The organism is Brevibacterium sp. NPDC056726 (assembly GCF_042790515.1).
GTDB classification, from domain to species: domain Bacteria; phylum Actinomycetota; class Actinomycetes; order Actinomycetales; family Brevibacteriaceae; genus Brevibacterium; species Brevibacterium sanguinis.
In genome coordinates this window covers 353,796-372,901 of the sequence record NZ_JBHTYZ010000003.1, presented here as the reverse complement: position 1 = coordinate 372,901, position 19,106 = coordinate 353,796, and the positions used below count along the sequence as shown (strand labels likewise).

Annotated in this window: 21 protein-coding genes; 11 read left to right on the top strand and 10 right to left on the bottom strand. The window is 68.8% G+C overall.

Features of this window, described 5'->3' with window-relative positions:
• From ACFQ91_RS07990 to ACFQ91_RS07980, 3 genes are read left to right on the top strand one after another with little or no spacing between them, the layout of a single operon-like run.
• Positions 1–630, top strand: a complete 630-nt coding sequence (locus ACFQ91_RS07990) for an ECF transporter S component (RefSeq protein WP_198500738.1) — start codon at positions 1–3, stop codon at positions 628–630.
• A complete protein-coding gene (locus tag ACFQ91_RS07985; RefSeq protein WP_198500737.1) occupies positions 630–2,132 on the top strand; it encodes an ABC transporter ATP-binding protein in 1,503 nt (500 codons plus the stop codon). Before ACFQ91_RS07990 ends, ACFQ91_RS07985 begins: the two co-directional genes overlap by 1 nt.
• The gene (locus ACFQ91_RS07980) at positions 2,116–2,964 is read left to right on the top strand and encodes an energy-coupling factor transporter transmembrane protein EcfT (RefSeq protein ID WP_232623859.1); all 849 of its coding nucleotides are present in this window, start codon (positions 2,116–2,118) and stop codon (positions 2,962–2,964) included. Before ACFQ91_RS07985 ends, ACFQ91_RS07980 begins: the two co-directional genes overlap by 17 nt.
• A gap of 4 nt (positions 2,965–2,968) precedes the next feature.
• On the opposite strand, the gene ACFQ91_RS07975 is transcribed toward ACFQ91_RS07980, so the two are convergent.
• The gene (locus ACFQ91_RS07975; protein ID WP_198500736.1) at positions 2,969–3,511 is read right to left on the bottom strand and encodes a hypothetical protein; all 543 of its coding nucleotides are present in this window, start codon (positions 3,509–3,511) and stop codon (positions 2,969–2,971) included.
• 72 nt (positions 3,512–3,583) lie between these two features.
• Between ACFQ91_RS07975 and ACFQ91_RS07970 the strand changes: the two genes are divergently transcribed.
• Positions 3,584–3,889: a biopolymer transporter Tol gene (locus ACFQ91_RS07970; protein WP_376871616.1), complete on the top strand. Its 306-nt coding sequence runs from the start codon at positions 3,584–3,586 to the stop codon at positions 3,887–3,889.
• Positions 3,890–3,899: 10 nt separating this feature from the next.
• On the opposite strand, the gene ACFQ91_RS07965 is transcribed toward ACFQ91_RS07970, so the two are convergent.
• The 5 genes from ACFQ91_RS07965 to ACFQ91_RS07945 all read right to left on the bottom strand — a co-directional run bounded on the left by ACFQ91_RS07965 (position 3,900) and on the right by ACFQ91_RS07945 (position 7,056).
• Complete coding sequence (locus ACFQ91_RS07965; protein WP_198500735.1) at positions 3,900–4,220, bottom strand: putative quinol monooxygenase; 321 nt, start codon at positions 4,218–4,220, stop codon at positions 3,900–3,902.
• A gap of 165 nt (positions 4,221–4,385) precedes the next feature.
• A complete protein-coding gene (locus ACFQ91_RS07960) occupies positions 4,386–4,562 on the bottom strand; it encodes a hypothetical protein (RefSeq protein WP_198500734.1) in 177 nt (58 codons plus the stop codon).
• A 298-nt stretch (positions 4,563–4,860) separates the two neighbouring features.
• Positions 4,861–5,463 carry a bifunctional 2-polyprenyl-6-hydroxyphenol methylase/3-demethylubiquinol 3-O-methyltransferase UbiG gene (locus ACFQ91_RS07955; RefSeq protein ID WP_198500733.1) on the bottom strand — a complete coding sequence of 201 codons (603 nt, stop codon included), beginning with the start codon at positions 5,461–5,463 and terminating at the stop codon, positions 4,861–4,863.
• A gap of 4 nt (positions 5,464–5,467) precedes the next feature.
• The gene (locus ACFQ91_RS07950; RefSeq protein WP_198500732.1) at positions 5,468–6,112 is read right to left on the bottom strand and encodes a helix-turn-helix domain-containing protein; all 645 of its coding nucleotides are present in this window, start codon (positions 6,110–6,112) and stop codon (positions 5,468–5,470) included.
• A 68-nt stretch (positions 6,113–6,180) separates the two neighbouring features.
• Positions 6,181–7,056, bottom strand: a complete 876-nt coding sequence (locus ACFQ91_RS07945; protein WP_198500731.1) for a LysR family transcriptional regulator — start codon at positions 7,054–7,056, stop codon at positions 6,181–6,183.
• A gap of 134 nt (positions 7,057–7,190) precedes the next feature.
• Between ACFQ91_RS07945 and ACFQ91_RS07940 the strand changes: the two genes are divergently transcribed.
• Positions 7,191–8,342, top strand: coding sequence for an FAD-binding oxidoreductase (locus tag ACFQ91_RS07940; protein ID WP_232623858.1), 1,152 nt, complete (start codon positions 7,191–7,193; stop codon positions 8,340–8,342).
• Between the two features lie 108 nt (positions 8,343–8,450).
• On the top strand, positions 8,451–10,007 hold the full coding sequence (locus ACFQ91_RS07935; protein WP_198500901.1) for an aldehyde dehydrogenase family protein: 1,557 nt from the start codon (positions 8,451–8,453) through the stop codon (positions 10,005–10,007).
• A 26-nt stretch (positions 10,008–10,033) separates the two neighbouring features.
• On the opposite strand, the gene ACFQ91_RS07930 is transcribed toward ACFQ91_RS07935, so the two are convergent.
• Complete coding sequence (locus tag ACFQ91_RS07930; protein WP_376904145.1) at positions 10,034–10,306, bottom strand: MerR family DNA-binding protein; 273 nt, start codon at positions 10,304–10,306, stop codon at positions 10,034–10,036.
• Here ACFQ91_RS07930 and ACFQ91_RS07925 point away from each other — a divergent pair.
• The 4 genes from ACFQ91_RS07925 to ACFQ91_RS07910 all read left to right on the top strand — a co-directional run bounded on the left by ACFQ91_RS07925 (position 10,297) and on the right by ACFQ91_RS07910 (position 13,386).
• Entirely contained in the window at positions 10,297–10,557 is a 261-nt protein-coding gene (locus tag ACFQ91_RS07925) for a hypothetical protein (RefSeq protein ID WP_198500729.1), read from the top strand. The genes ACFQ91_RS07930 and ACFQ91_RS07925 overlap by 10 nt on opposite strands.
• A gap of 71 nt (positions 10,558–10,628) precedes the next feature.
• Positions 10,629–11,396, top strand: a complete 768-nt coding sequence (gene map / locus ACFQ91_RS07920; RefSeq protein WP_198500728.1) for a type I methionyl aminopeptidase — start codon at positions 10,629–10,631, stop codon at positions 11,394–11,396.
• 86 nt (positions 11,397–11,482) lie between these two features.
• Positions 11,483–12,841 (top strand): DNA repair protein RadA, encoded by a 1,359-nt coding sequence (radA, locus tag ACFQ91_RS07915; RefSeq protein WP_198500727.1) that lies wholly within the window; start codon positions 11,483–11,485, stop codon positions 12,839–12,841.
• A gap of 152 nt (positions 12,842–12,993) precedes the next feature.
• Positions 12,994–13,386 (top strand): glyoxalase/bleomycin resistance/extradiol dioxygenase family protein, encoded by a 393-nt coding sequence (locus ACFQ91_RS07910; RefSeq protein WP_232623857.1) that lies wholly within the window; start codon positions 12,994–12,996, stop codon positions 13,384–13,386.
• A 5-nt stretch (positions 13,387–13,391) separates the two neighbouring features.
• Here ACFQ91_RS07910 and ACFQ91_RS07905 read toward each other — a convergent pair whose 3' ends face one another.
• Entirely contained in the window at positions 13,392–14,165 is a 774-nt protein-coding gene (locus ACFQ91_RS07905) for a hypothetical protein (RefSeq protein WP_232623856.1), read from the bottom strand.
• 96 nt (positions 14,166–14,261) lie between these two features.
• Between ACFQ91_RS07905 and ACFQ91_RS07900 the strand changes: the two genes are divergently transcribed.
• Positions 14,262–15,353: an A/G-specific adenine glycosylase gene (locus ACFQ91_RS07900; RefSeq protein WP_332839544.1), complete on the top strand. Its 1,092-nt coding sequence runs from the start codon at positions 14,262–14,264 to the stop codon at positions 15,351–15,353.
• A 35-nt stretch (positions 15,354–15,388) separates the two neighbouring features.
• On the opposite strand, the gene ACFQ91_RS07895 is transcribed toward ACFQ91_RS07900, so the two are convergent.
• Together ACFQ91_RS07895 and ACFQ91_RS07890 are read right to left on the bottom strand one after the other, a co-directional pair.
• Positions 15,389–15,967: an amino-acid N-acetyltransferase gene (locus tag ACFQ91_RS07895; protein WP_198500725.1), complete on the bottom strand. Its 579-nt coding sequence runs from the start codon at positions 15,965–15,967 to the stop codon at positions 15,389–15,391.
• Positions 15,968–16,219: 252 nt separating this feature from the next.
• Entirely contained in the window at positions 16,220–18,754 is a 2,535-nt protein-coding gene (locus ACFQ91_RS07890; protein WP_137824892.1) for an ATP-dependent Clp protease ATP-binding subunit, read from the bottom strand.
• Positions 18,755–19,106 lie beyond the last annotated feature (352 nt).

The window sequence follows — 19,106 nt, the reverse complement described above, 5'->3', positions numbered from 1 at the left end:
ATGCCGAACACGACCACGCCCGGTTCCCGCTCGACGACGGCACCGGCATTCACCCAGGCCCCGCCGACGAAGAAGTGGCGGGTCGTCGACTACGTCGTCACCGCGGTCCTCGGCATCGCCGTGGGCCTGATCTTCTGGGTGCTCGCCGCCAGCTGGAAGGGCATCGAGCTCGCCTTCCAGGCCTTCCCGCCCTCGATCGGCCTCATCGCCGGCCTCTGGGTGCTCGCCGGTCCGCTCGCCGGGGCGATCATCCGCAAACCCGGAGCCGCGCTGCTGTGCGAACTCCTCGCCGCCGCCGTCGAAGGCGTCCTCGGCTCCCACTTCGGGGCGACCGTGCTGCTGTCGGGCTTCCTCCAGGGCCTCGGCGCCGAACTCGTCTTCGCCGCCTTCGGCTACCGGAAGTTCACCCTGTGGGTGACCGCGCTGTCCGGACTCGTCGCCGCGACCTTCATGGCCGTGAGCGAGAACATCCTCTACAACGCCGAATGGCAGTTCGACTTCCAGCTCGCCTACGCGGTGTGCGCGATGATCTCCGGCGTCGTCATCTCCGGCATCGGCGCCTGGTACGCCTACCGCGCGATCGCGAAGACCGGGGCGCTGAGCTCCTTCGCCTCCGGCCGCGTGCGCTGATGGGCCTGCCGATCCGCGCCCACGGATACTCGTGGCGGCACGCCGATCGGGACAGCCTCGCCGTCGGCCCCGTCGACCTCGACATCGCCCCAGGTGAGAAGGTTCTCCTCTTGGGGCCGTCGGGGGCGGGTAAGTCGACGCTCCTCCATGCGATCGCCGGGGTCCTTCCCACTGAGGCCGGGGAGTCAGCCGGTGATCTCCTCGTCGGCGACGCCCCACCCGACCCCCGCCGAGGCGTCACCGGGCTCGTCCTCCAGGACCCCGATTCGCAGGTGATCTTCTCCCGCATCGGTGACGATGTCGCGTTCGGAATGGAGAACCTCGGTCTGCCCGCCGAGGTGGTCGACGCGCGGATCGACGCCTCCCTGGCCGCCATGGGCCTCGACCTTCCCCAGTCCCACCCGACGGCGGCGCTGTCCGGGGGCCAGAAGCAGCGCCTCGCGCTCGCCGGGATCCACGCGATGGCACCCGAGGTGATCGTCCTCGACGAGCCGACGGCCAACATCGACCCCGCCTCGGCGAGGGCGGTCCGCGATGCCGTCCTCACGGTCCAGGAGTCCACTGCGGCGACGATGATCGTCGTCGAGCACCGGGTGAGCCTGTGGAGCGACGAGGTCGACACCGTCATCGTCCTCGGCCGCACAGGCGTCGTCGCCCACGGCACCCCGGACGAGGTCTTCGGTGACCCCGCACTCGCCGAGGTGCTCAGGACCACCGGGATCTGGCTGCCCGAATCCGGGTCCCGCACCGCCCCCGACCGCTGGACGATGCCGGGCAGAACTGGAGCGCAGGACCGACTCGGGTCCCCCGTGCTCGTCGGCGAGCGCCTGGGCGTCGCCCGGCCGCGGGCAGCCGTGCCCGCAGCGACCGATCTCGACCTCGAGGTGCGGGCGGGTGAGGCGCTCGGCATCGTCGGCGCCAACGGGGCCGGGAAGTCGACGACAGCGCTGACCCTGGCCGGCCTCATCCCCGAGTTCTCCGGTGAGGTGCGCGCAGCGGGGCCGCTTGCCGCCGGGGCGAAGGAGGCGCGGCCGTACACCTGGCCCTCGAAGTTCCTCGCCCCGCGCATCGGCATGGTCTTCCAGGAACCCGAGCATCAGTTCCTCAAACCCAGCGTCGCCGAGGAGCTCGCCCTCGGTCCGCGACTGGCCGGCTGGTCGGCGGCCGAGGTCGACGCTCGGGTGACCGACCTGCTGGAGACGCTGGGACTGTCCGACATCGCCGAGGCCCACCCGCAGGGTCTCTCCGGCGGGGAGAAGCGTCGCCTGTCGGTGGCGGCGATGATCGCTCCGCGCCCCCAGGTCCTCATCGTCGATGAGCCGACGTTCGGGCAGGACGCGCTGACGTGGGCGGGACTCGTCGCACTGTTCCTCGACGTCCTCGACCACGGCAGCGCGGTCATCGCCGTCAGCCACGACCTCGACTTCCTCGACGCGATTGGAGCCCGCCGCTTCACCCTCGGCACGTCGGCGCAGCCTCTGCGGGGTGAGCGCGTTGAGTGAGCGGACGACCCTGACTCGTGAGCGCGTCACCGTCGAGGATCCGGGTCAGCTCATCCCGGTGGTGCGCCGCACGGCGCTCGTGCGCTGCAACCCGCTGACGAAGATCGCTGTCGCGCTCATCCTCATGGTCGGAGCTCTGCTGAGCATCGACGTCGTCTCCGCGGGGATCATCCTCGGCTTCTCACTCCTCGCCCTGCCGCTGACCGGCCTCGACCTCAAGGCGGCGCTCAGACGGCTGTGGTTCCTGCCGGTCGGCGCGCTCCTCGCCGCGTGGGGCACGGCGATCCTCGCCGAGAAGACGGGCGCCACCGTCGTCGACGTCGGTCCGATCCTCATGACGACCGGGTCGCTGGAGTCGGCTGCGGCGATCTTCGTGCGCGCCCTGGCACTGGCGATCCCGCTCGTCGTCCTCGCCTCGACGATCGATCCCAGGGACCTCTCGGATGCCCTCGTCCAGCATCTGCGTCTGCCCGAGACCGTCGTCATCTCGATCCTCGCGGCCAGTCGCCTGCTCGGACTCCTCGTCCTCGAATGGCAGACCCTGTCGATGGCCAGACGGGCCAGAGGACTCGCCGGCGGGTCGGTGCTGCGGCGCACCCGCAGTCTCTTCGCAGGCATCTTCGTCCTCCTCGTCCAGTCGATCCGCCGTGGCACGACCCTGGCGATGGCGATGGAGGGGCGGGCGTTCGGGCGGCCGGGCAGGACGTGGCGCAGGCGCTCGAGGTTCGGCACCGCTGATGCGGTCGTCCTCGTCCTCGCCGTCGTCGTCGCAGTCGTCGCGGTCGCCTCGGCGCTGGTGCTCGGAACGTGGAACCCGATCATTCCGGGCTGACGTCTCAGACCTCGGCGATGAGGTCCTTGAGGTGGGCGCGCCACTCCTCGAGCGCCTCGGCGCTCGGCAGCTTCGCGGCGGTGAGGGTGAGACGCGTGCGCTCGTCGTCCTTCGGTTCGGCGGCGGCTTCGATCTTCGTCCCGTCGGCGAGGTCGGCCCGCCAGAACGAGCGCTTTGCCGTCGTCGACGGGCGGGGCTCACCGGCGAGGTCGACTCCGCCCAGTGAGCCGTCGACGAGGGCGGCGAAGCGGTCGATGACGTCTCCGCGCTGTCCGGTCACGGTGCGGGAGACGGCGACGTCGAAGGTGCCGTCGGCGCGCTGGCCGGGAACCCGGCGGCCGATCTCCTGCTCGTAGGCGACGACGGCACCCTGGACCCACCAGCCGTGGTTGTCGACGACGCCGTCGAACTGCGGGTAGAGCGCATCGGCGAGTTCCTTGTGGCTCGCGTCCTTGCCCCCGGCTTTCTCAAGCCGCTGCCTGGTCTGCGACCAGGGCTCGCCGAGGGCCTTCTCGATGGACTCGATGTTCTGTGCTCGCGTCGCCATGGTGTCAGTGTAGCCAGCCCGGGCGCGGTGATCCGGCCGAGCAGCCTAGACTGCGCGGCTTAGACTGCGATCGTGACGGATGCGGATGGGTACACGGAGGACGAGAAGTGGCTCGTCGTGCGCGGACGCCGGTGGCGGCGCACCGATCCCGCACTTCCCGACGCTCTCGTCGAGCGGCTGAAGAGCCACCTCGGGCGGGCTCGCAACGCGGTGCGGGCGGCGAAGACGGCAGCCGACGACACAGCGCTGCGGGCGGCTCGAGAGCGCGTCGGCGTGGCCAAACAAGGCCTCGGCGAGCGGGGCGAGAAGTGGTGGGAGATGCCGCGTGCCGATCGGCTCGCCCGCGCCGAGGAGGCGCTGAGCGAACTCGATCGCTGAGCTGACCTCGTCAGTCGATGACGAGTTCGCCCATCTCGTCCCAGCCGTCGCCGTCGAGTTTGCGGGAGACGATCTTCGGCGTCGAGGCGAGCAGCGGGCGCATCGATTCGAGCGCGGCGGCGAAGTGATCGCTGGTGACATGCGGCTCGGCGCCGTCGTCGGTGAATGCTTCGAGCAGGACGTACTCGTTGGGCTTCTCGAGGCTGCGCGACCATTCGAACCAGAGGTTGCCGGGTTCGGCGCGGGTCGCCTCGGTGAAGTCGCGCACCACCTCGGGGAAGGACTCCGCGTTCTCGGGCTTGACGTCGAACTTGACGACGATGAAGATCATGATTCTCCTCTGCGCGTGGTGACGGTGGTCCGACCGCACCGGGTTGCAGGTACGGTCGCCTGGGCCGATCGGCCGTGTCTCCACCCAATCACGATCACCGTGGTTTGACGAGTCCGAGCGCTCATCGAGGTGGGCTGCGTCTGGCGCACCGGCGGTCAGTCGCGCTCAGTCGCGCGGGGCGCCGCGCCGGACGCGACGAACGGCGATGAGCAGGGCGACGATGAGCAGGACGATGCCCAGAGCCCACAGCCAGAGCGCATACCCGGAACCGGCCGGCAGAGTCGCGAGGACGAAGCACAGACCGGCCAGCACCGGCAGGATCACCATCAGCAGTCGGGTCATCGACACTCCTCTCTCCTTCGACGCTATCGAGCAACGTCGCCTGTGGTCAACAGGCCGGAGCGCGGAGGCAGCGCGACGGTCGACGGTGCGGCCGCCGCGAAGCGCGGCGACCGGGCCCAGCGAAGCGACTGGCGCACAGCGGTGTGCTTCCCAGCGAGGTGGATCCGGCTCGAGAAACACCGAAGAATCGAGCGGAATCCACCTCGCTGGAGCGCTCAGTCGCGCAGCGCGCGGCGAACGATCGCGGAGCAGCAGGCCGACTGCGGACCGGCAATGGTGCAGAATCCAGCGCCAAAACCTACGGGCGTTCGGCGATGAGCACGAGGAAGCCGCTGTCGGGTTCGAAGGGGTGGATCTCCCACGTCGAGAGCTTGAGGCTGACGATCATGCCTGTTGCCTCGATGTCGGCGATGAAGTCGGCGAAGTCGTAGCCGCGTCCGGCCCCGAAGCCGGCGACGAAGCGCCCGCCGTGCTTGAGCGTCGACTTGATGTTGGTCAGTGTCTGGCGTCGCGACGCCGGATCGAGGAACGCCAGCACGTTGCCGGCGCACACCGTGACGTCGATGTCCGTGATCCCGGCGGCGGCGAAGTCGAAGTCGGCGAGGTCGCCGGTGTGCCACTCGCCGCGCGGGAAGTCCTCCTCGGCGACGGCGATGAGGAACTCGTCGAGGTCGACGCCGTAGACCGTGTGCCCGGCGCCGATGAGCAGACCGCCGACACGACCGGTGCCGCAGCCGGCGTCGAGGATGCGTCCGCCGCGGGGCGCCATCGCATCGACGAAGCGCGCCTCTCCCCCGATGTCATGGCCGGCATCGACGAGGTTGCGCCAGCGCTGGGCGTAGTTCGCCGAATGGTCGGGGTTGTTCGCGCGGATGCGGTTCCACTGGTGATCGAAGCTCATCGCCTCAGTCTAGGCCCACGTGGATGCGCTCTCCCTCGGCGGAGAAGAGGGTGAGCACCTCCGCCGCCGAGGTGGTCGCACTGGCGATCCCGTGCGGTTCCCGCGTGTCGAATTCGGCGGCCTCCCCCGTGGCCAGAGTGGTCACCGTGGCCCCGAGTTTGAGGTCGACGGTTCCACTGAGCACGTAGAGCCATTCGTACCCGCCGTGCGCTCGCTGCGTGATCGGATCCCCCGGCCGGTGCCCGGGCAGGACGATCTTGACGGCCTCGACCGGCGCATTCCGGTTGGTCAGCGGCAGGAACACCATGCCGTGAGCGCGGATCGGGGTCGGGCGGATCCGCGGGTCGCCCGTCGACGGCGCTCCGACGAGGTCGTCGAGGGCGACCCGGTAGATGCGGGCGAGCGCGATGAGCAGGTCGAGGGTGGGCCGCCGCCGTCCCGATTCGAGGCGGGAGAGCGTGCTCACGGACGCATCCATCTGCTCGGCCACCTCGGCGAGGGTCAGTCCCCGCGCGGTCCGGGTCTCCCGCAGCCGCGGGCCGATCGCTTCGAGCACGGGGTCGAGCGCATCACCGTCGGTGCCGTGAGACGAGCCGCCGGCGCCGTGCACATCGACTCTGCCGTGCGGGTCGCGGGGTGAACTGTCCATGGCTCCTCACTGTAGCGGTCTCATGGCGGCGGCCCGGTCCGCTGCGAGGCGCGACCGCTCCGGCTCGCTCATGCGAAGACCTCGGCGACCACCTCGGCGACGGCGGCCACCGGCGCGCTCGGGGCGGGCACGGTGAGCACGATGATCTCCCGGCCGCCGGCCCCGGTGACGGGATGAAGGGCGACGTCGGGTCCGCCGAGGGACATCATGATCGGGGTCGCGAGCGTGAGGCCGAGGCCGGTGCCGGCGAGCGCGAGGGCGACGGCGGTGTCGGTGACGATGTGGCTCTCCTTCGCCTGGATCCCCAGCGCCGAGGTGGCCAGCCGCATCGCCCGCCCGAAGAGATCGGTCGCCGGCGGCAGGATCCAGTCCGCCTCGGCGAGCTCGCCCGGTGACGGCAGCGGCCGGCCGGCCGGGGTGACGACGCCGAAGTCCTCGGCGGCCACCGTCGTCCAGGTCAGGCCGCGCATCGGCGGCAGCGGCACGGCCGGGTAGTCGATGCCGATGCCGAGGTCGATGGCACCGTCGATGACGGCGGCCGACATCGTCTCGACGTTGACCTCCCGGGCGCGGACGACGATGTCGGGGTGGCGCTCGGCGAGCAGACGGACGATGAGCGGCAGGCCGATGGTCGACGTCGACCCGAACACCCCGAGGGTGACGATCGCCTCGCGCTCGAAGTCGCGGCCGAGCATCGCGAGCTCCGCCTGCGCCTGGGCGGCGAGGATGCTCCGGGCGCGCGGGAGCAGGGTGCGGCCGGCCTCGGTGAGCACGAGCGAGCGGCCCCGGCGGATGACGAGGTCGGAGCCGACGGTGCGCCGCAGCGCGCTCATGTGCTGGGAGACCGCCCCGATGCTGTAGCCCAGCGCTTCGGCGGCACGCGTCATCGAACCGCGTTCGGCGACGACGACGAACGTCTGCAGCTGCCCGAGCGTCCAGGTCATGGGCACAGACTAGCGGTTTTTAAGGAATCGTGAAAACAGTCTTCACAGACTCTGCCTTGTCCTTAAATGTGTTCGGTCGCACAATGGTGGACAAGCCGACAACGGTGTCGGCCCCGAACCAGCTGAGGTGCAGTGTGAACGCAGATGTGGTCATCATCGGCGGCGGCGTCATGGGCGCGTCGATCGCCTTCAACCTCGCCGCCGCGGGGGCAGGGAGCGTCGTCCTCGTCGAACGCGACGTTCCGGGGTCCGGGTCGACGTCGAAGGCCGCCGGCGGGGTGCGCTGTCAGTTCTCCGACGAGGTGAACATCGCCCTGTCCGTGCGCAGCCTCGAGATCCTCCGCGACTTCGAATCGCGCTTCGGCATCGACATCGATCTCGTCTCCAACGGCTACCTCTTCCTCCTCGACTCCCCCGAGGCGGCGAGCACGTTCGCCGGCAACGTCGACCTCCAGCGGTCGCTCGGCCTCGATTCGCAGATGCTCACCGTCGCCGAGGTCGCAGCCCTTGCCCCCTACGTCGACACCGCGGGTCTCGTCGCCGGGGCGTTCAACCCCGGTGACGGGCACTGCACCCCCGAGTCCGTCGTCGCCGGCTACATCGGCGCCGCCCGTGACCGCGGCGTCACCGTGCTCACGTCCTGCGAGGTCACCGGCATCCTCACGAAGGGCGCCGCCGGGAAGCGGACGATCACCTCGGTGGAGACGACGGCGGGCCCGATCGCGTGCTCACAGGTCGTCTGCGCGGCCGGCGCCTGGTCGGGGCTGATCGGCGAGATGGCAGGCGTCGACCTGCCCGTCACCCCTCTGCGGCGCGAGATCATGGTGAGCGAACCCGTGGCGTTCGACACCTCCGCGATGCCGTTCACCATCGACTTCGCCACCAGCTACTACGTCCACCCCGAAGGCCCCGGACTCCTCTTCGGCTGTCCCGATGCCGAGGACCGGTGGGGGTTCGACGACCGCCGCGACCCGGAGTGGCTGTTCCGGCTCTCCGAGCTCATCGACCGGCGCACCCCGGACCTCGCCGACGTCGACATCCGACGCGGCTGGGCGGGCCTCTACGAGATGACCCCCGACCACAACGCGCTCATCGGGCAGGCCCGCGAACTCGAGGGCTTCACCTACGCGTGCGGGTTCTCCGGCCACGGGTTCCTCATGGGCCCGGCCGTCGGCGAGGTCGTCGCCGACCTCCTCACCGGCCGCACCCCGTTCGTCGACGTCTCCCCGCTCGACAAGGACCGCTTCTCCCTGACGGGCCTGCGCAAGGAGCTCAACATCGTGTGACCATGACTCCCCTTCCTCCCGCTTCGATGCTCGCACCCTAGCCGCCGCCACTGACACACCCATCCGCCACTGACACACCCATCCGCCTGAGACACAGTGAGGACCATGATGACCACGACCTCCACCGCCACCGCTCTTCCCACCGATGACACCGTCGCCGCCCTCCTCGACGAGGGGCTGCGCGCCTGCGGCGTCGACGCCGCCGTGCTCGCCCCCGACTCGACGAGCGGGCAGACGCTGACCGCTCGCTCCCCGATCACCGGGCAGGTGCTCGCGACGATCGCCGCCGACTCCCCGCAGACCGCCGCGGCGAAGATCGGGCAGGCAGCCGCAGCCTTCGCGACCTGGCGGGACGTCCCCGCTCCCGTCCGCGGCCGGCTCGTCAGCCGCTGGGGTCAGCTGCTTGCCGAGCACAAGGAGGAGCTGGCGAAGATCGTCACCGTCGAGGCCGGCAAGACTCCCTCCGAAGCCGCCGGCGAGGTCCAGGAGATGATCGACATCTGCGAGTTCGCGCTCGGCCAGTCCCGCCAGCTGTGGGGCAAGACGATGCCGAGCGAACGTCCGGGTCACCGACTCATGGAGACGTGGCATCCGCTCGGAGTCGTCGGCGTGATCTCCGCGTTCAACTTCCCCGTCGCCGTGTACTCGTGGAACACCGCCCTCGCGCTCGTCGCCGGAGACGCCGTGGTGTGGAAGCCCTCGGAGAACGCCGTGCTCGCCGCCCTCGGGGCGCAGTCGCTGCTGGCCCGGGCCGCCGCCGAGGTGGGGGCACCGGAGGGTCTCGTGCCCGTCCTCGTCGGCGGTCGCGACATCGGCGACGCCATGGTCCGCGACGACCGCGTGGCGTTGGTCTCGGCGACGGGGTCGGTGCGCATGGGCCGTGAGGTCGGTCCGGTCGTCGCCGAGCGCTTCGGACGCGTCCTGCTCGAACTCGGCGGCAACAATGCCGCGATCGTCACCCCGAGCGCGGACATCGACCTCGCGCTGCGCGGGGTCGTCTTCGCCGCCGCGGGCACCGCCGGGCAGCGGTGCACGACCCTGCGCCGCCTCATCGTCCATGAGTCGATCGCCGAGGAGTTCGTCGAGCGGATCGTCGCCGCCTACGCGACCCTGAGCATCGGCTCGCCCACGGACGATGGGGTGCTCGTCGGGCCGCTCATCAACTCAGGCGCCTTTGAGGCGATGCAGTCGGCGCTGGGCCAGGCAGAGGCCGAAGGGGGAACCGTGCTCACCGGCGGCGGTCGCGTCTTCGCCGAGGAGCGACCCGACGCCCACTACGTCGAACCCGCGCTCGTGCGGATGCCCGCGCAGACCTCGGTGATGGAGTCGGAGACCTTCGCCCCGATCCTCTACGTCGTCACCTACAGCGACCTCGACGAGGCGATCGCCCTCCACAACGGGGTGCCGCAGGGGCTGTCCTCGGCGATCTTCACCTCCGACCTCGCCGAGGCGGAGACCTTCCTCTCCCGTTCCGACTGCGGCATCGCCAACGTCAATATCGGCACCTCGGGTGCGGAGATCGGCGGGGCGTTCGGCGGTGAGAAGGAGACCGGCGGCGGCCGCGAATCCGGTTCGGATGCGTGGAAGGCCTACATGCGGCAGGCGACGAACACGATCAACTACTCCGGCGAGCTGCCCCTGGCCCAGGGCGTCGAGTTCCACTGAGGCGGCAGTCGGCGGTCACCGGCCCCTCACCGCAATGCGATGAGCTTCTCGATGGCCCTTCTGCGCCGGGCGAGATCGGCCGACTCAGTCTCGATCCGGGCGACGTTCTCCCGGATCCGGGCCGCGACCTGCGGGCACATGCCGATCGGCAGATCCGGGTGCTCACCGAGGCACGGCAGCATCACCGCGATCGCGTCGAGGTTGAACCCGGCACCGAGCAGCCGGCGGATGCGCGCAACCGTGCCGACCGCCTCGGCGCCGTGTTCGCGATACCCTGTCGACGTGCGCGATGAGACCAGCAGACCTCTGTCCTCGTAATGCCGGATCGAGCGTCGTGCGCCTCGGCGGAGTCGAGGCCACGGTGCTCTCCGCCGTCTATGTCATCGCCTTCCAGGCCGGCATCGTCGCAGGCACCTGGGCCGGTGGAGTCAGCCTCGGCGCCGGCGCCCTTCCGCCGCTGCTCTGCCTGGGACTCGCGGTGCTCACCCTGCCGTTCATCCTCGCCACCACGGGGACTTCACGGTCGAGCAGCAGGGCATCGGTGACCTGACCCGGAAGGTCCGCCGGCCGGCGCGGGGAACTAGACTGGCCGGTGAGCCCAGACCCCAGAGGAGAGCACCCGTGATTGAGCTGAAGACACCCGCCGAGATCGACAAGATGGCGGTGACCGGTCGCTTCGTGGCGAACACGCTGGCCGAACTGTCTCAGACCGCCGAACCCGGCATGAACCTCATGCACCTGGAGAAGCGAGCTCGCACGCTCATCGAGCAGGCCGGAGCGAAGTCCTGCTACTGGGACTATGCTCCCTCGTTCGGGTCGGGTCCGTTCCGCAACGTCATCTGCCTCTCCGTCAACGACGGCGTCCTCCACGGCAAACCCCACGACTACGTCATGGCCGACGGTGACCTCCTCACCCTCGACTTCGCCGTGTCCATCGACGGCTGGGTCGCCGACGCCGCCCGCTCCGTCATCGTGGGCACCGGCACCGAGGAGGACCAGCGCCTCATCGACTCGACGTGGGCCGGCCTCGAGGCGGGGATCGGTGCCGCGCAGGCCGGCAACCGCCTCGGCGACATCTCCCAGGCGATCGGCGACGTCGCCGATGCCGAGCGCATCCCGGTCAACCTCGATTTCGGCGGTCACGGCCTCGGGCACACGATGCACGAGGACCCGCACGTCGCCAACCGCGGCAAGGGCGGGCGCGGCATGGTGCTCAAGCCGGGCCTGACGCTGGCGATCGAACCGTGGTGGTCGTTCACGTCGAAGAAGCTCAAGGTCGACCAGGACGGGTGGACCCTGCGGGTGGCCGACGGCTCGAACGGCGCCCATTCGGAGAACACGATCGCCATCACCGAGGACGGCCCCCGGGTGCTCACCGTCGCCGACTGAGGTCTGCCCCGGACGTCATGTCCGTGGGGTGCGCGTCATGTCCGTGGCGCACACGTCATGTCCGTGGCGCATGCCAGACTTGCCGTATGTCTTTCACCTGCACCGAATGCGGATACTCGACCGTGAAGTGGCTGGGGCGATGCCCCGAATGCCAGGCCTGGGGCACTCTCGAGGAGAAGGGCGCCGGTTCGACGTCGGTGAAGACGAAGGTGAAGAAGTCGAGCGGGGCGAAGTCGATCACCGAGGTGGACACGACCCTTGCGGTGGCGAAGCGGACCTTCGTCGACGAGTTCGACCGAGTGCTCGGCGGCGGCATCGTCCCCGGCGGGGTCATCCTGCTCTCCGGGGAGCCCGGAGTCGGGAAGTCGACTCTCCTCCTCGACGTCGCTGCGCGCGCCGCGAAGTTCGAGTCGACGGTCCTCTACGTCACCGGTGAGGAGTCGGCCGGCCAGGTGCGACTGCGCGCCGACCGGATCAACGCCCTCGAGGAGAACCTGCTGCTGGCCGCGGAGACCGACCTCGGCGCCGTGCTCGGCCTCATCGAAGCCGAGAACCCCGACCTGCTCATCGTCGACTCGATCCAGACGCTGGCCTCCTCGGAGGTCGACGGAGTGCCCGGCGGGGTCACCCAGGTCAGGGAGGTCGCTGCCGCCCTCATCCGGGAAGCGAAGTCCCGGTCCCTGTCGACCGTGCTCGTCGGCCACATCACGAAGGACGGCACGATCGCCGGACCCCGCCTCCTCGAGCACCTCGTCGACGTCGTGTGCACGTTCGAAGGCGAGAAGCACTCCCGGCTGCGGATGCTGCGGGCGATCAAGAACCGGTTCGGTCCCACCGACGAGGTCGGCTGCTTCGACATGGAGGAGAACGGGATCAAGAGCCTCGAAGACCCCTCCGGCCTCTTCCTCTCCCGCGCATCGGGGTCCACGCCGGCGGGCACGTGCCTGACGGTCAATCAGGAGGGCAAACGGCCGCTGCTCGTCGAGGTGCAGTCCCTGGTCACCGAGGCCGCGGCAGGTCAGACGCGGCGTTCGGTGTCGGGGGTCGACTCGTCGCGGGTGGCGATGATGATCGCCGTGCTCAGCCAGAAGGTCTCCGCGGCCGGGTTCGCGAAGTCCGATGTCTTCGTCGCCACGGTCGGCGGGGCCAAGCTCGTCGAACCGGCCAATGATCTGGCGATCTGCCTGTCCCTGGCCTCGGCCGCACTGGGGCGGGCCCTCTACGCGAAGTTCGTCGCGATCGGCGAGATCAGCCTCTCGGGTGAGATCCGCAATGTGCCCAACCTCGGCCAGCGGCTCAGCGAAGCGGCACGGTTGGGCATGACGCGGGCGATCGTCGCCCGGGGCGCGCTGCGCAACGTCTCGATCCCCGACGGCATGGTCGTCAAGGAATGCGAGCACGTCGCCGAGGCGGTCGAGCTCGTCCTCAACGACAAGGACAAGTGAGCGGGTGGCCGGGCGGTGGTCGCCGGTCGTGACGGGGCGGCCGCTGCGCCCGGCGCGTGATGTCGCGGACGGCGTGGCCGGCGCGTGATGTCGCGGACTGCGGACGGGAGAAAATCCGAGACTTCCGCAGCTAAACAGGGCATGCTTGAAAGATGACCACGACAGTGTTTCCGGCGCTGCGGACGACGGACATCGCGGCGACGACCGCCATGCTCGTCACCCTCGGCTTCGTCGAGCGCGTCACGGTGCGGGACGAGGACGACCCGAGCCTCGTCCTCCATGCCGAATACGCGCTCGGTGAGACCGGCGGAGTGATGATCGGGTCCGTGCGCCATGACGGTTCGGCCCTCGACAGCGTCGGCGGGGCGGCGATCTACGTCGTCGTCCCCACCGAACGGGAGGTCGACCGGCTCTACCGTGAGATCCGCGAGCTCGGGCATGCGATTGTGAGGCCGGTGGCCACGCAGTCCTACGGCGGACGGGAGTTCGCGTTCCGCGACCACGACGGCAATTCGTGGGGTGTGGGCTCGTACCGCGGCGTCTGAGCGGGCTAGCCGTCGGAGTTCTCGGTCTCCGTGGGCTTCGGAGTCGGCGACTCGGTCGCCTTCTTCTCCTCCTCGGCCTTCTTCTTGTCGGCGGCTTCCTTCTCCTTGGCCTTCGTCGCCTCGTCCTTCTCGAGTTCGAAGGGCACGGGTTTGCTCTCTGTGTCGCCGAGTTTGACGATGAGATCGTACGTGCCCGGTTCGAAGCCCTTGCTCGCCTTGTTGCAGTTCTTGTCGACGCGGACGCGGTTCCATTCGAACTGGGCGGTCTTCTGGGACTGCGGTGCGAACTCCGTCGGCGCCTCGGCGTTCTCATCGTCGTCGGCTGCGCAGTACTTCGAGGACCACACGACGTCCCCTTCCTGCTCGACGACGAATTCCTGCTGCTTCGTGCCGACCTCGATGAGGCAGGTCGCCGTGTGGGTGTTGCCGATGACCATCTCGAACTTCGGCTTCGTGTTCTCGTCGTAGCTCTTCTTGTCGGCCTTCGCGCTCACTGAGACGGAGTCCGGCGGGCAGGCACCGCTGGCCGCCTGCGCGTCGGGGACCGGAGCCTGAGGTGTCGGCGAGGCGCTCGTGGGAGCGTCAGCGGCGGTCGGCTCCTGATCGGACAGACCGCCGATCGCCTTCGTGATGCCGACGACGCCGAGCACGATGAGCCCGATGACGACGAGGCTGAGCACCGCCAGGGTGATCCTCCGCCGACGGTAAACGTGCGCAGGCAGCTTGCCGCTAGACTGGCGGGGCTGTTTCGGCTGCGAACCACGATCGGAAGGAGTCATCGCAATGAGCCTAGGCAATTGCGAATGCGCATCCAAATGACACACCGCACCTCTGCCGAAACTGGGATCACCCCCACAGCACCGGGCTTTCCGGACGTGTCCGAGTCCGCGATCGAACGCGTCCAGACGACGATCATCGACTGGTTCGCGGCAACCGCCCGACCCCTGCCATGGCGGGCAGAAGGCACCTCGGCGTGGGCGGTCCTCGTCAGCGAGATCATGTCCCAGCAGACCCCGGTCTCCCGCGTCGCCCCACGCTGGAGCGAATGGCTCGAGCGCTGGCCCACCCCCGCTGACCTTGCGGCAGCCCCCACCGCCGAGGTGCTCCAGCGGTGGGATCGCCTCGGCTACCCGCGTCGTGCGCTGCGACTGCAGGAAGCCGCGAGAGTCATCGCCGACGACCACGACAACCAGGTGCCGGACACTGCTGCCGCTCTCGAGGCGCTGCCGGGGATCGGCGCGTACACGGCGGCAGCCGTCGCCTCGTTCGCCCACGGCGAGCGCACCACTGTCCTCGATACGAATGTGCGCCGGGTCCTCATCCGCGTCTTCGCCGGCCGCGACCGGCCCACGGTGTCACCGAGCCGCAGGGAGACCGTCTGGGCCGAACAGTTCGTTCCCGCGACCGATCATGTGGCCTGGAACGCCGGGGTCATGGAGTTCGGTGCCCTCGTGTGCACCGCCCGCAGTCCGAAGTGCGAGGAATGCCCGCTCGCGGACATCTGCGCCTGGAACCTCGCCGGACGCCCGGTCTCAGCGTCGAAACCGAAGACCCAGAAGTGGGCCGGCACGGACCGACAGCTGCGCGGCGCGATCATGGACGTGCTCAAGGCCGCGCATGCAGAAGCCGCCGAGGCGGGCGATCGGTCGACCTCGGTCGTCGAGGGGGTCTCGGTGGCCGAGAGTTCATCGGCTGCCGACGGGTCCTCGGTGGTCGAAGGGGCGGCGAGCGCAGCCGCAGGTCGCAGGTCCGCCGCGACCGATGCTGTCGCGGTCGATCTCTTCACGGCACCGACTGCCGACCTCGATGACGAATGCCTCGCCGCCTTGGGCCCGGCCACCTCGGTGAAGCTGACGACGATGCGCGATCTCAGCGCGGACGCCGACCGCATCTCACGACTCATCGCCGATCTCGTCACCGACGGGTTGGCGCACCGCAGCGGGGACCGCCTCAGCCTGCCGCGGTGACGGCCGGGCACCCGGCCCGATTCCGGCGGCCGGATCTACAGGTACTTGATCATTCGCGTGTTGCCGAGAGTGTTCGGCTTGACCCTGGCGAGGTCGAGGAACTCGGCCACACCTTCGTCAGCAGAGTGGAGGAGTTCGACGTAGACCTCCGGTGAGACGGGAATGCCCTTGATCGGCTCGAAGCCGAGGGAGCCGAAGAATCCGGTTTCGAACGTCAGGCAGAAGACCCTGTCGACCCCGATCTCCTCGGCGTCGGCGAGGAGCTGGCGGATGAGGGCCTTGCCCACTCCCCTGCCCCGGTAGTCAGGGGACGTCGCGACGGTGCGCGCCTCGGCGAGGTCGGACCAGATGATGTGGAGGGCCGCGCAGCCGGCGAGGACTTCGCTGCCGTCGGGTCGCTCGTCGACGACGAGCCAGAACTCCTGCAGCGACTCGAAATACGTCACCGTGTCCTTCGCGAGGAGGATGCGCTCTTCGGCCAACGGGGCCACGAGCGCTTCGATTCCCTTGACGTCGGACGTCCGGGCCCGTCGCAGCCGCAGCCCACTGGGAAGTCCGTGGGTCTGGTGGTGGTCGGAGGCGACGAGTCCGTGGTCGAAGGTGGCTGAGCTCATCCCCTCATTCAACACCATCGCGCGCAGGCCGACGGTGCGTCCACTCAGGTCTGCGCCACAGTGACGGCGATTGTGCGCCGCCTCCAGGGTGATCTCGAGCCTGAAATCGCCATGAACCTGGCGCAGAACGCGGGGCGGCCCGGACAACACGAAGCGGCCCCGGGCGAGAACCGAAGTTCTCGGGCCCGGGGCCGCTTGCGGAGGGTGACTATTCGCTCAGCGGACCGCTGTCAGTCAGCGGACCGCTGCCGGTCAGGACGCCGAACCGGTCGACCCGGCGCCGGCGAGCTCGCCGCCGGAGGACGAATCGTCGGATCCGGAGGTCGGGAACGTTTCGGTCTCGACGCCTTCGAAGGTGAACTGCGCGTCCTTGCCTTCGCCCTCGATGTCGACCTTGATCGTCTGACCGCGGCCGATCTCCTTGAAGAGGATCTTCTCCGAGAGCTGGTCCTCGATCTCGAGCTGGATCGTGCGGCGCAGCGGACGTGCACCGAGCACCGGATCGTAGCCGCGATCGGCCAGCAGGTTCTTGGCCGCATCGGTGAGCTCGACCTTCATGCCCTGATCCGCCAGACGCGTGTCGAGGCGCTCGAGGAACAGGTCGACGATCTCGATGATCTCTTCCTTGTTCAGCTGCGGGAACACGATCGTGTCATCGACGCGGTTGAGGAACTCAGGACGGAAGTGCTGCTTGAGCTCTTCGTTGACCCGCTGCTTCATCCGGTCGTAGTTGGTCTTGGTGTCACCCTCGACCTGGAATCCCATCTGCAGACCGCTGGAGACGTCGCGCGTACCCAGGTTGGTCGTCATGATGATGATCGTGTTCTTGAAGTCGACCTCACGACCCTGCGAGTCAGTGAGTCGGCCGTCCTCGAGGATCTGCAGCAGCGAGTTGAAGATGTCCGAGTGGGCCTTCTCCACCTCGTCGAAGAGGACGACGGAGAACGGCTTGCGACGCACCTTCTCCGTGAGCTGACCGCCCTCTTCGTAGCCGACGTAGCCGGGAGGCGAACCGAAGAGACGCGACACGGTGTGCTTCTCCGAGTACTCCGACATGTCGAGGCTGATGAGGGAATCCTCGTCGCCGAAGAGGAACTCCGCGAGAGCCTTCGCGAGCTCGGTCTTACCCACACCGGTGGGACCGGCGAAGATGAACGAACCCGACGGACGCTTCGGATCCTTCAGACCCGCACGGGTCCGGCGGATCGCCCGCGAGATCGACTTGACCGCATCGTTCTGGCCGATGATGCGCTTGTGCAGCTCGTCTTCCATCCGCAGCAGACGCGAGGACTCCTCCTCGGTGAGCTTGAAGATCGGAATGCCGGTGGCAGAGGCGAGCACCTCGGCGATGAGATCGGCGTCAACGGTCGCGGAGGTGTCCTTGCCGCCCTTGCGCCAGGCCTCGGTCTGCTCGTCCTTCTCGTGCTGGAGCTTCATCTCCGAGTCCCGCTCAGAGGCAGCCAGCTCGAAGTCCTGAGCGTCGATCGCAGCTTCCTTGCGGTGACGGGCCTCAAGGATCTTCTCCTCGAGGTCGCGGATCTCCTGCGGCACCGACAGCCGCGAGATGCGCAGCTTCGCTCCCGCTTCGTCGATGAGGTCGATCGCCTTGTCCGGCAGGTACCGGTCGTTGATGTAGCGATCGGACATGTTGACGGCGGCCGCGAGAGCACCCTCGGTGATCGTCACCTTGTGGTGCGCCTCGTACTTGTCGCGCAGGCCCTTGAGGATCTCGATCGAGTGCGCGAGCGAGGGCTCGGGCACCTGGATCGGCTGGAAGCGGCGCTCGAGCGCAGCGTCCTTCTCGATGTGCTTGCGGTACTCGTCGAGGGTCGTCGCACCGATCGTCTGGAGCTCACCGCGGGCGAGCATCGGCTTGAGGATCGATGCGGCGTCGATGGCGCCTTCGGCGGCACCGGCACCCACGAGCGTGTGGATCTCGTCGATGAAGAGGATGATGTCACCGCGCGTGCGGATCTCCTTGAGCACCTTCTTCAGACGTTCCTCGAAGTCACCGCGGTACCGGGAGCCGGCGACGAGGGAGCCGAGGTCGAGCGTGTAGAGCTGCTTGTCGGTGAGGATCTCGGGAACCTCGCCGTTGACGATCGCCTGCGCCAGACCCTCGACCACGGCGGTCTTGCCGACGCCGGGCTCGCCGATGAGAACCGGGTTGTTCTTCGTGCGGCGGGAGAGGATCTGCATGACGCGCTGCATCTGCTCGTGCCGACCGATGACCGGATCGAGCTTGCCCTCACGGGCGGCGGCGGTGAGGTTGCGGCCGAACTGGTCGAGGACGAGCGAGCCCGAGGGCGTGCCCTCTTCGCGACCGCCGGCAGCGACCGGCTCCTTGCCCTGGTAGCCCGAGAGCAGCTTGATGACTTCCTGGCGCACCCGACCGAGGTCGGCGCCGAGCTTGACGAGGACCTGAGCGGCCACGCCCTCACCCTCGCGGATGAGACCGAGCAGGATGTGCTCGGTGCCGATGTAGCTGTGGCCCAACTGCAGGGCCTCACGGAGACTGAGCTCGAGGACCTTCTTCGCGCGCGGAGTGAACGGGATGTGCCCGCTCGGCGCCTGCTGTCCCTGCCCGATGATCTCCTGGACCTGATCGCGAACCTGTTCGAGGGAGATGTCCATCCCCTCGAGAGCCTTGGCCGCCAGGCCTTCACCCTCGTGGATGAGGCCGAGCAGGATGTGCTCGGTTCCGATGTAGTTATGCTTGAGGAGTTTGGCCTCTTCCTGGGCGAGCACCACCACTCGGCGGGCTCGGTCAGTGAACCGCTCGAACATATTCACCCTCCTGGAGTTCTGGTATCTGTAGAGCGTAACGACCCAACCTCGGGATCTATTGCACGTTTCGCCATCAGCCGAAACCGTTCGGCTCAGGGCGAAATCCCTTGATCCTGCGCCGAGGCGGTCGGTCGGAACCCGGTCCACCGCGGCCGGTCGGCCGCCCCGTTCGGACGCTGCCGCGACCGGCGCACGTGGCACCGCGCCCACGTCGAACGCCAACCGAGCGCTTCCGTGCTTACACTGTATATTCGGAGTCCCCGGGTTTCCGGATGGGTGCGGACCTGGTCTCTTCCAAAGTCCTTTTGACCGCCTCGGCGATTGTCATCCTCCCGGCAATCGGTGACGGCAC

What these genes read in the sequence shown, in the direction of transcription:
- ACFQ91_RS07990 (WP_198500738.1), top strand. Translation starts at nt 1, where the DNA reads ATGCCGAACACGACCACGCCCGGTTCCCGCTCGACGACGGCACCGGCA.
- ACFQ91_RS07985 (WP_198500737.1), top strand. Translation starts at nt 630, where the DNA reads ATGGGCCTGCCGATCCGCGCCCACGGATACTCGTGGCGGCACGCCGAT.
- ACFQ91_RS07975 (WP_198500736.1), bottom strand. Translation starts at nt 3,511, where the DNA reads ATGGCGACGCGAGCACAGAACATCGAGTCCATCGAGAAGGCCCTCGGC.
- ACFQ91_RS07965 (WP_198500735.1), bottom strand. Translation starts at nt 4,220, where the DNA reads ATGATCTTCATCGTCGTCAAGTTCGACGTCAAGCCCGAGAACGCGGAG.
- ACFQ91_RS07960 (WP_198500734.1), bottom strand. Translation starts at nt 4,562, where the DNA reads ATGACCCGACTGCTGATGGTGATCCTGCCGGTGCTGGCCGGTCTGTGC.
- ACFQ91_RS07955 (WP_198500733.1), bottom strand. Translation starts at nt 5,463, where the DNA reads ATGAGCTTCGATCACCAGTGGAACCGCATCCGCGCGAACAACCCCGAC.
- ACFQ91_RS07950 (WP_198500732.1), bottom strand. Translation starts at nt 6,112, where the DNA reads ATGGACAGTTCACCCCGCGACCCGCACGGCAGAGTCGATGTGCACGGC.
- ACFQ91_RS07945 (WP_198500731.1), bottom strand. Translation starts at nt 7,056, where the DNA reads ATGACCTGGACGCTCGGGCAGCTGCAGACGTTCGTCGTCGTCGCCGAA.
- ACFQ91_RS07935 (WP_198500901.1), top strand. Translation starts at nt 8,451, where the DNA reads ATGACCACGACCTCCACCGCCACCGCTCTTCCCACCGATGACACCGTC.
- ACFQ91_RS07925 (WP_198500729.1), top strand. Translation starts at nt 10,297, where the DNA reads ATGAGACCAGCAGACCTCTGTCCTCGTAATGCCGGATCGAGCGTCGTG.
- radA (WP_198500727.1), top strand. Translation starts at nt 11,483, where the DNA reads ATGTCTTTCACCTGCACCGAATGCGGATACTCGACCGTGAAGTGGCTG.
- ACFQ91_RS07910 (WP_232623857.1), top strand. Translation starts at nt 12,994, where the DNA reads ATGACCACGACAGTGTTTCCGGCGCTGCGGACGACGGACATCGCGGCG.
- ACFQ91_RS07905 (WP_232623856.1), bottom strand. Translation starts at nt 14,165, where the DNA reads ATGACTCCTTCCGATCGTGGTTCGCAGCCGAAACAGCCCCGCCAGTCT.
- ACFQ91_RS07895 (WP_198500725.1), bottom strand. Translation starts at nt 15,967, where the DNA reads ATGAGCTCAGCCACCTTCGACCACGGACTCGTCGCCTCCGACCACCAC.
- ACFQ91_RS07890 (WP_137824892.1), bottom strand. Translation starts at nt 18,754, where the DNA reads ATGTTCGAGCGGTTCACTGACCGAGCCCGCCGAGTGGTGGTGCTCGCC.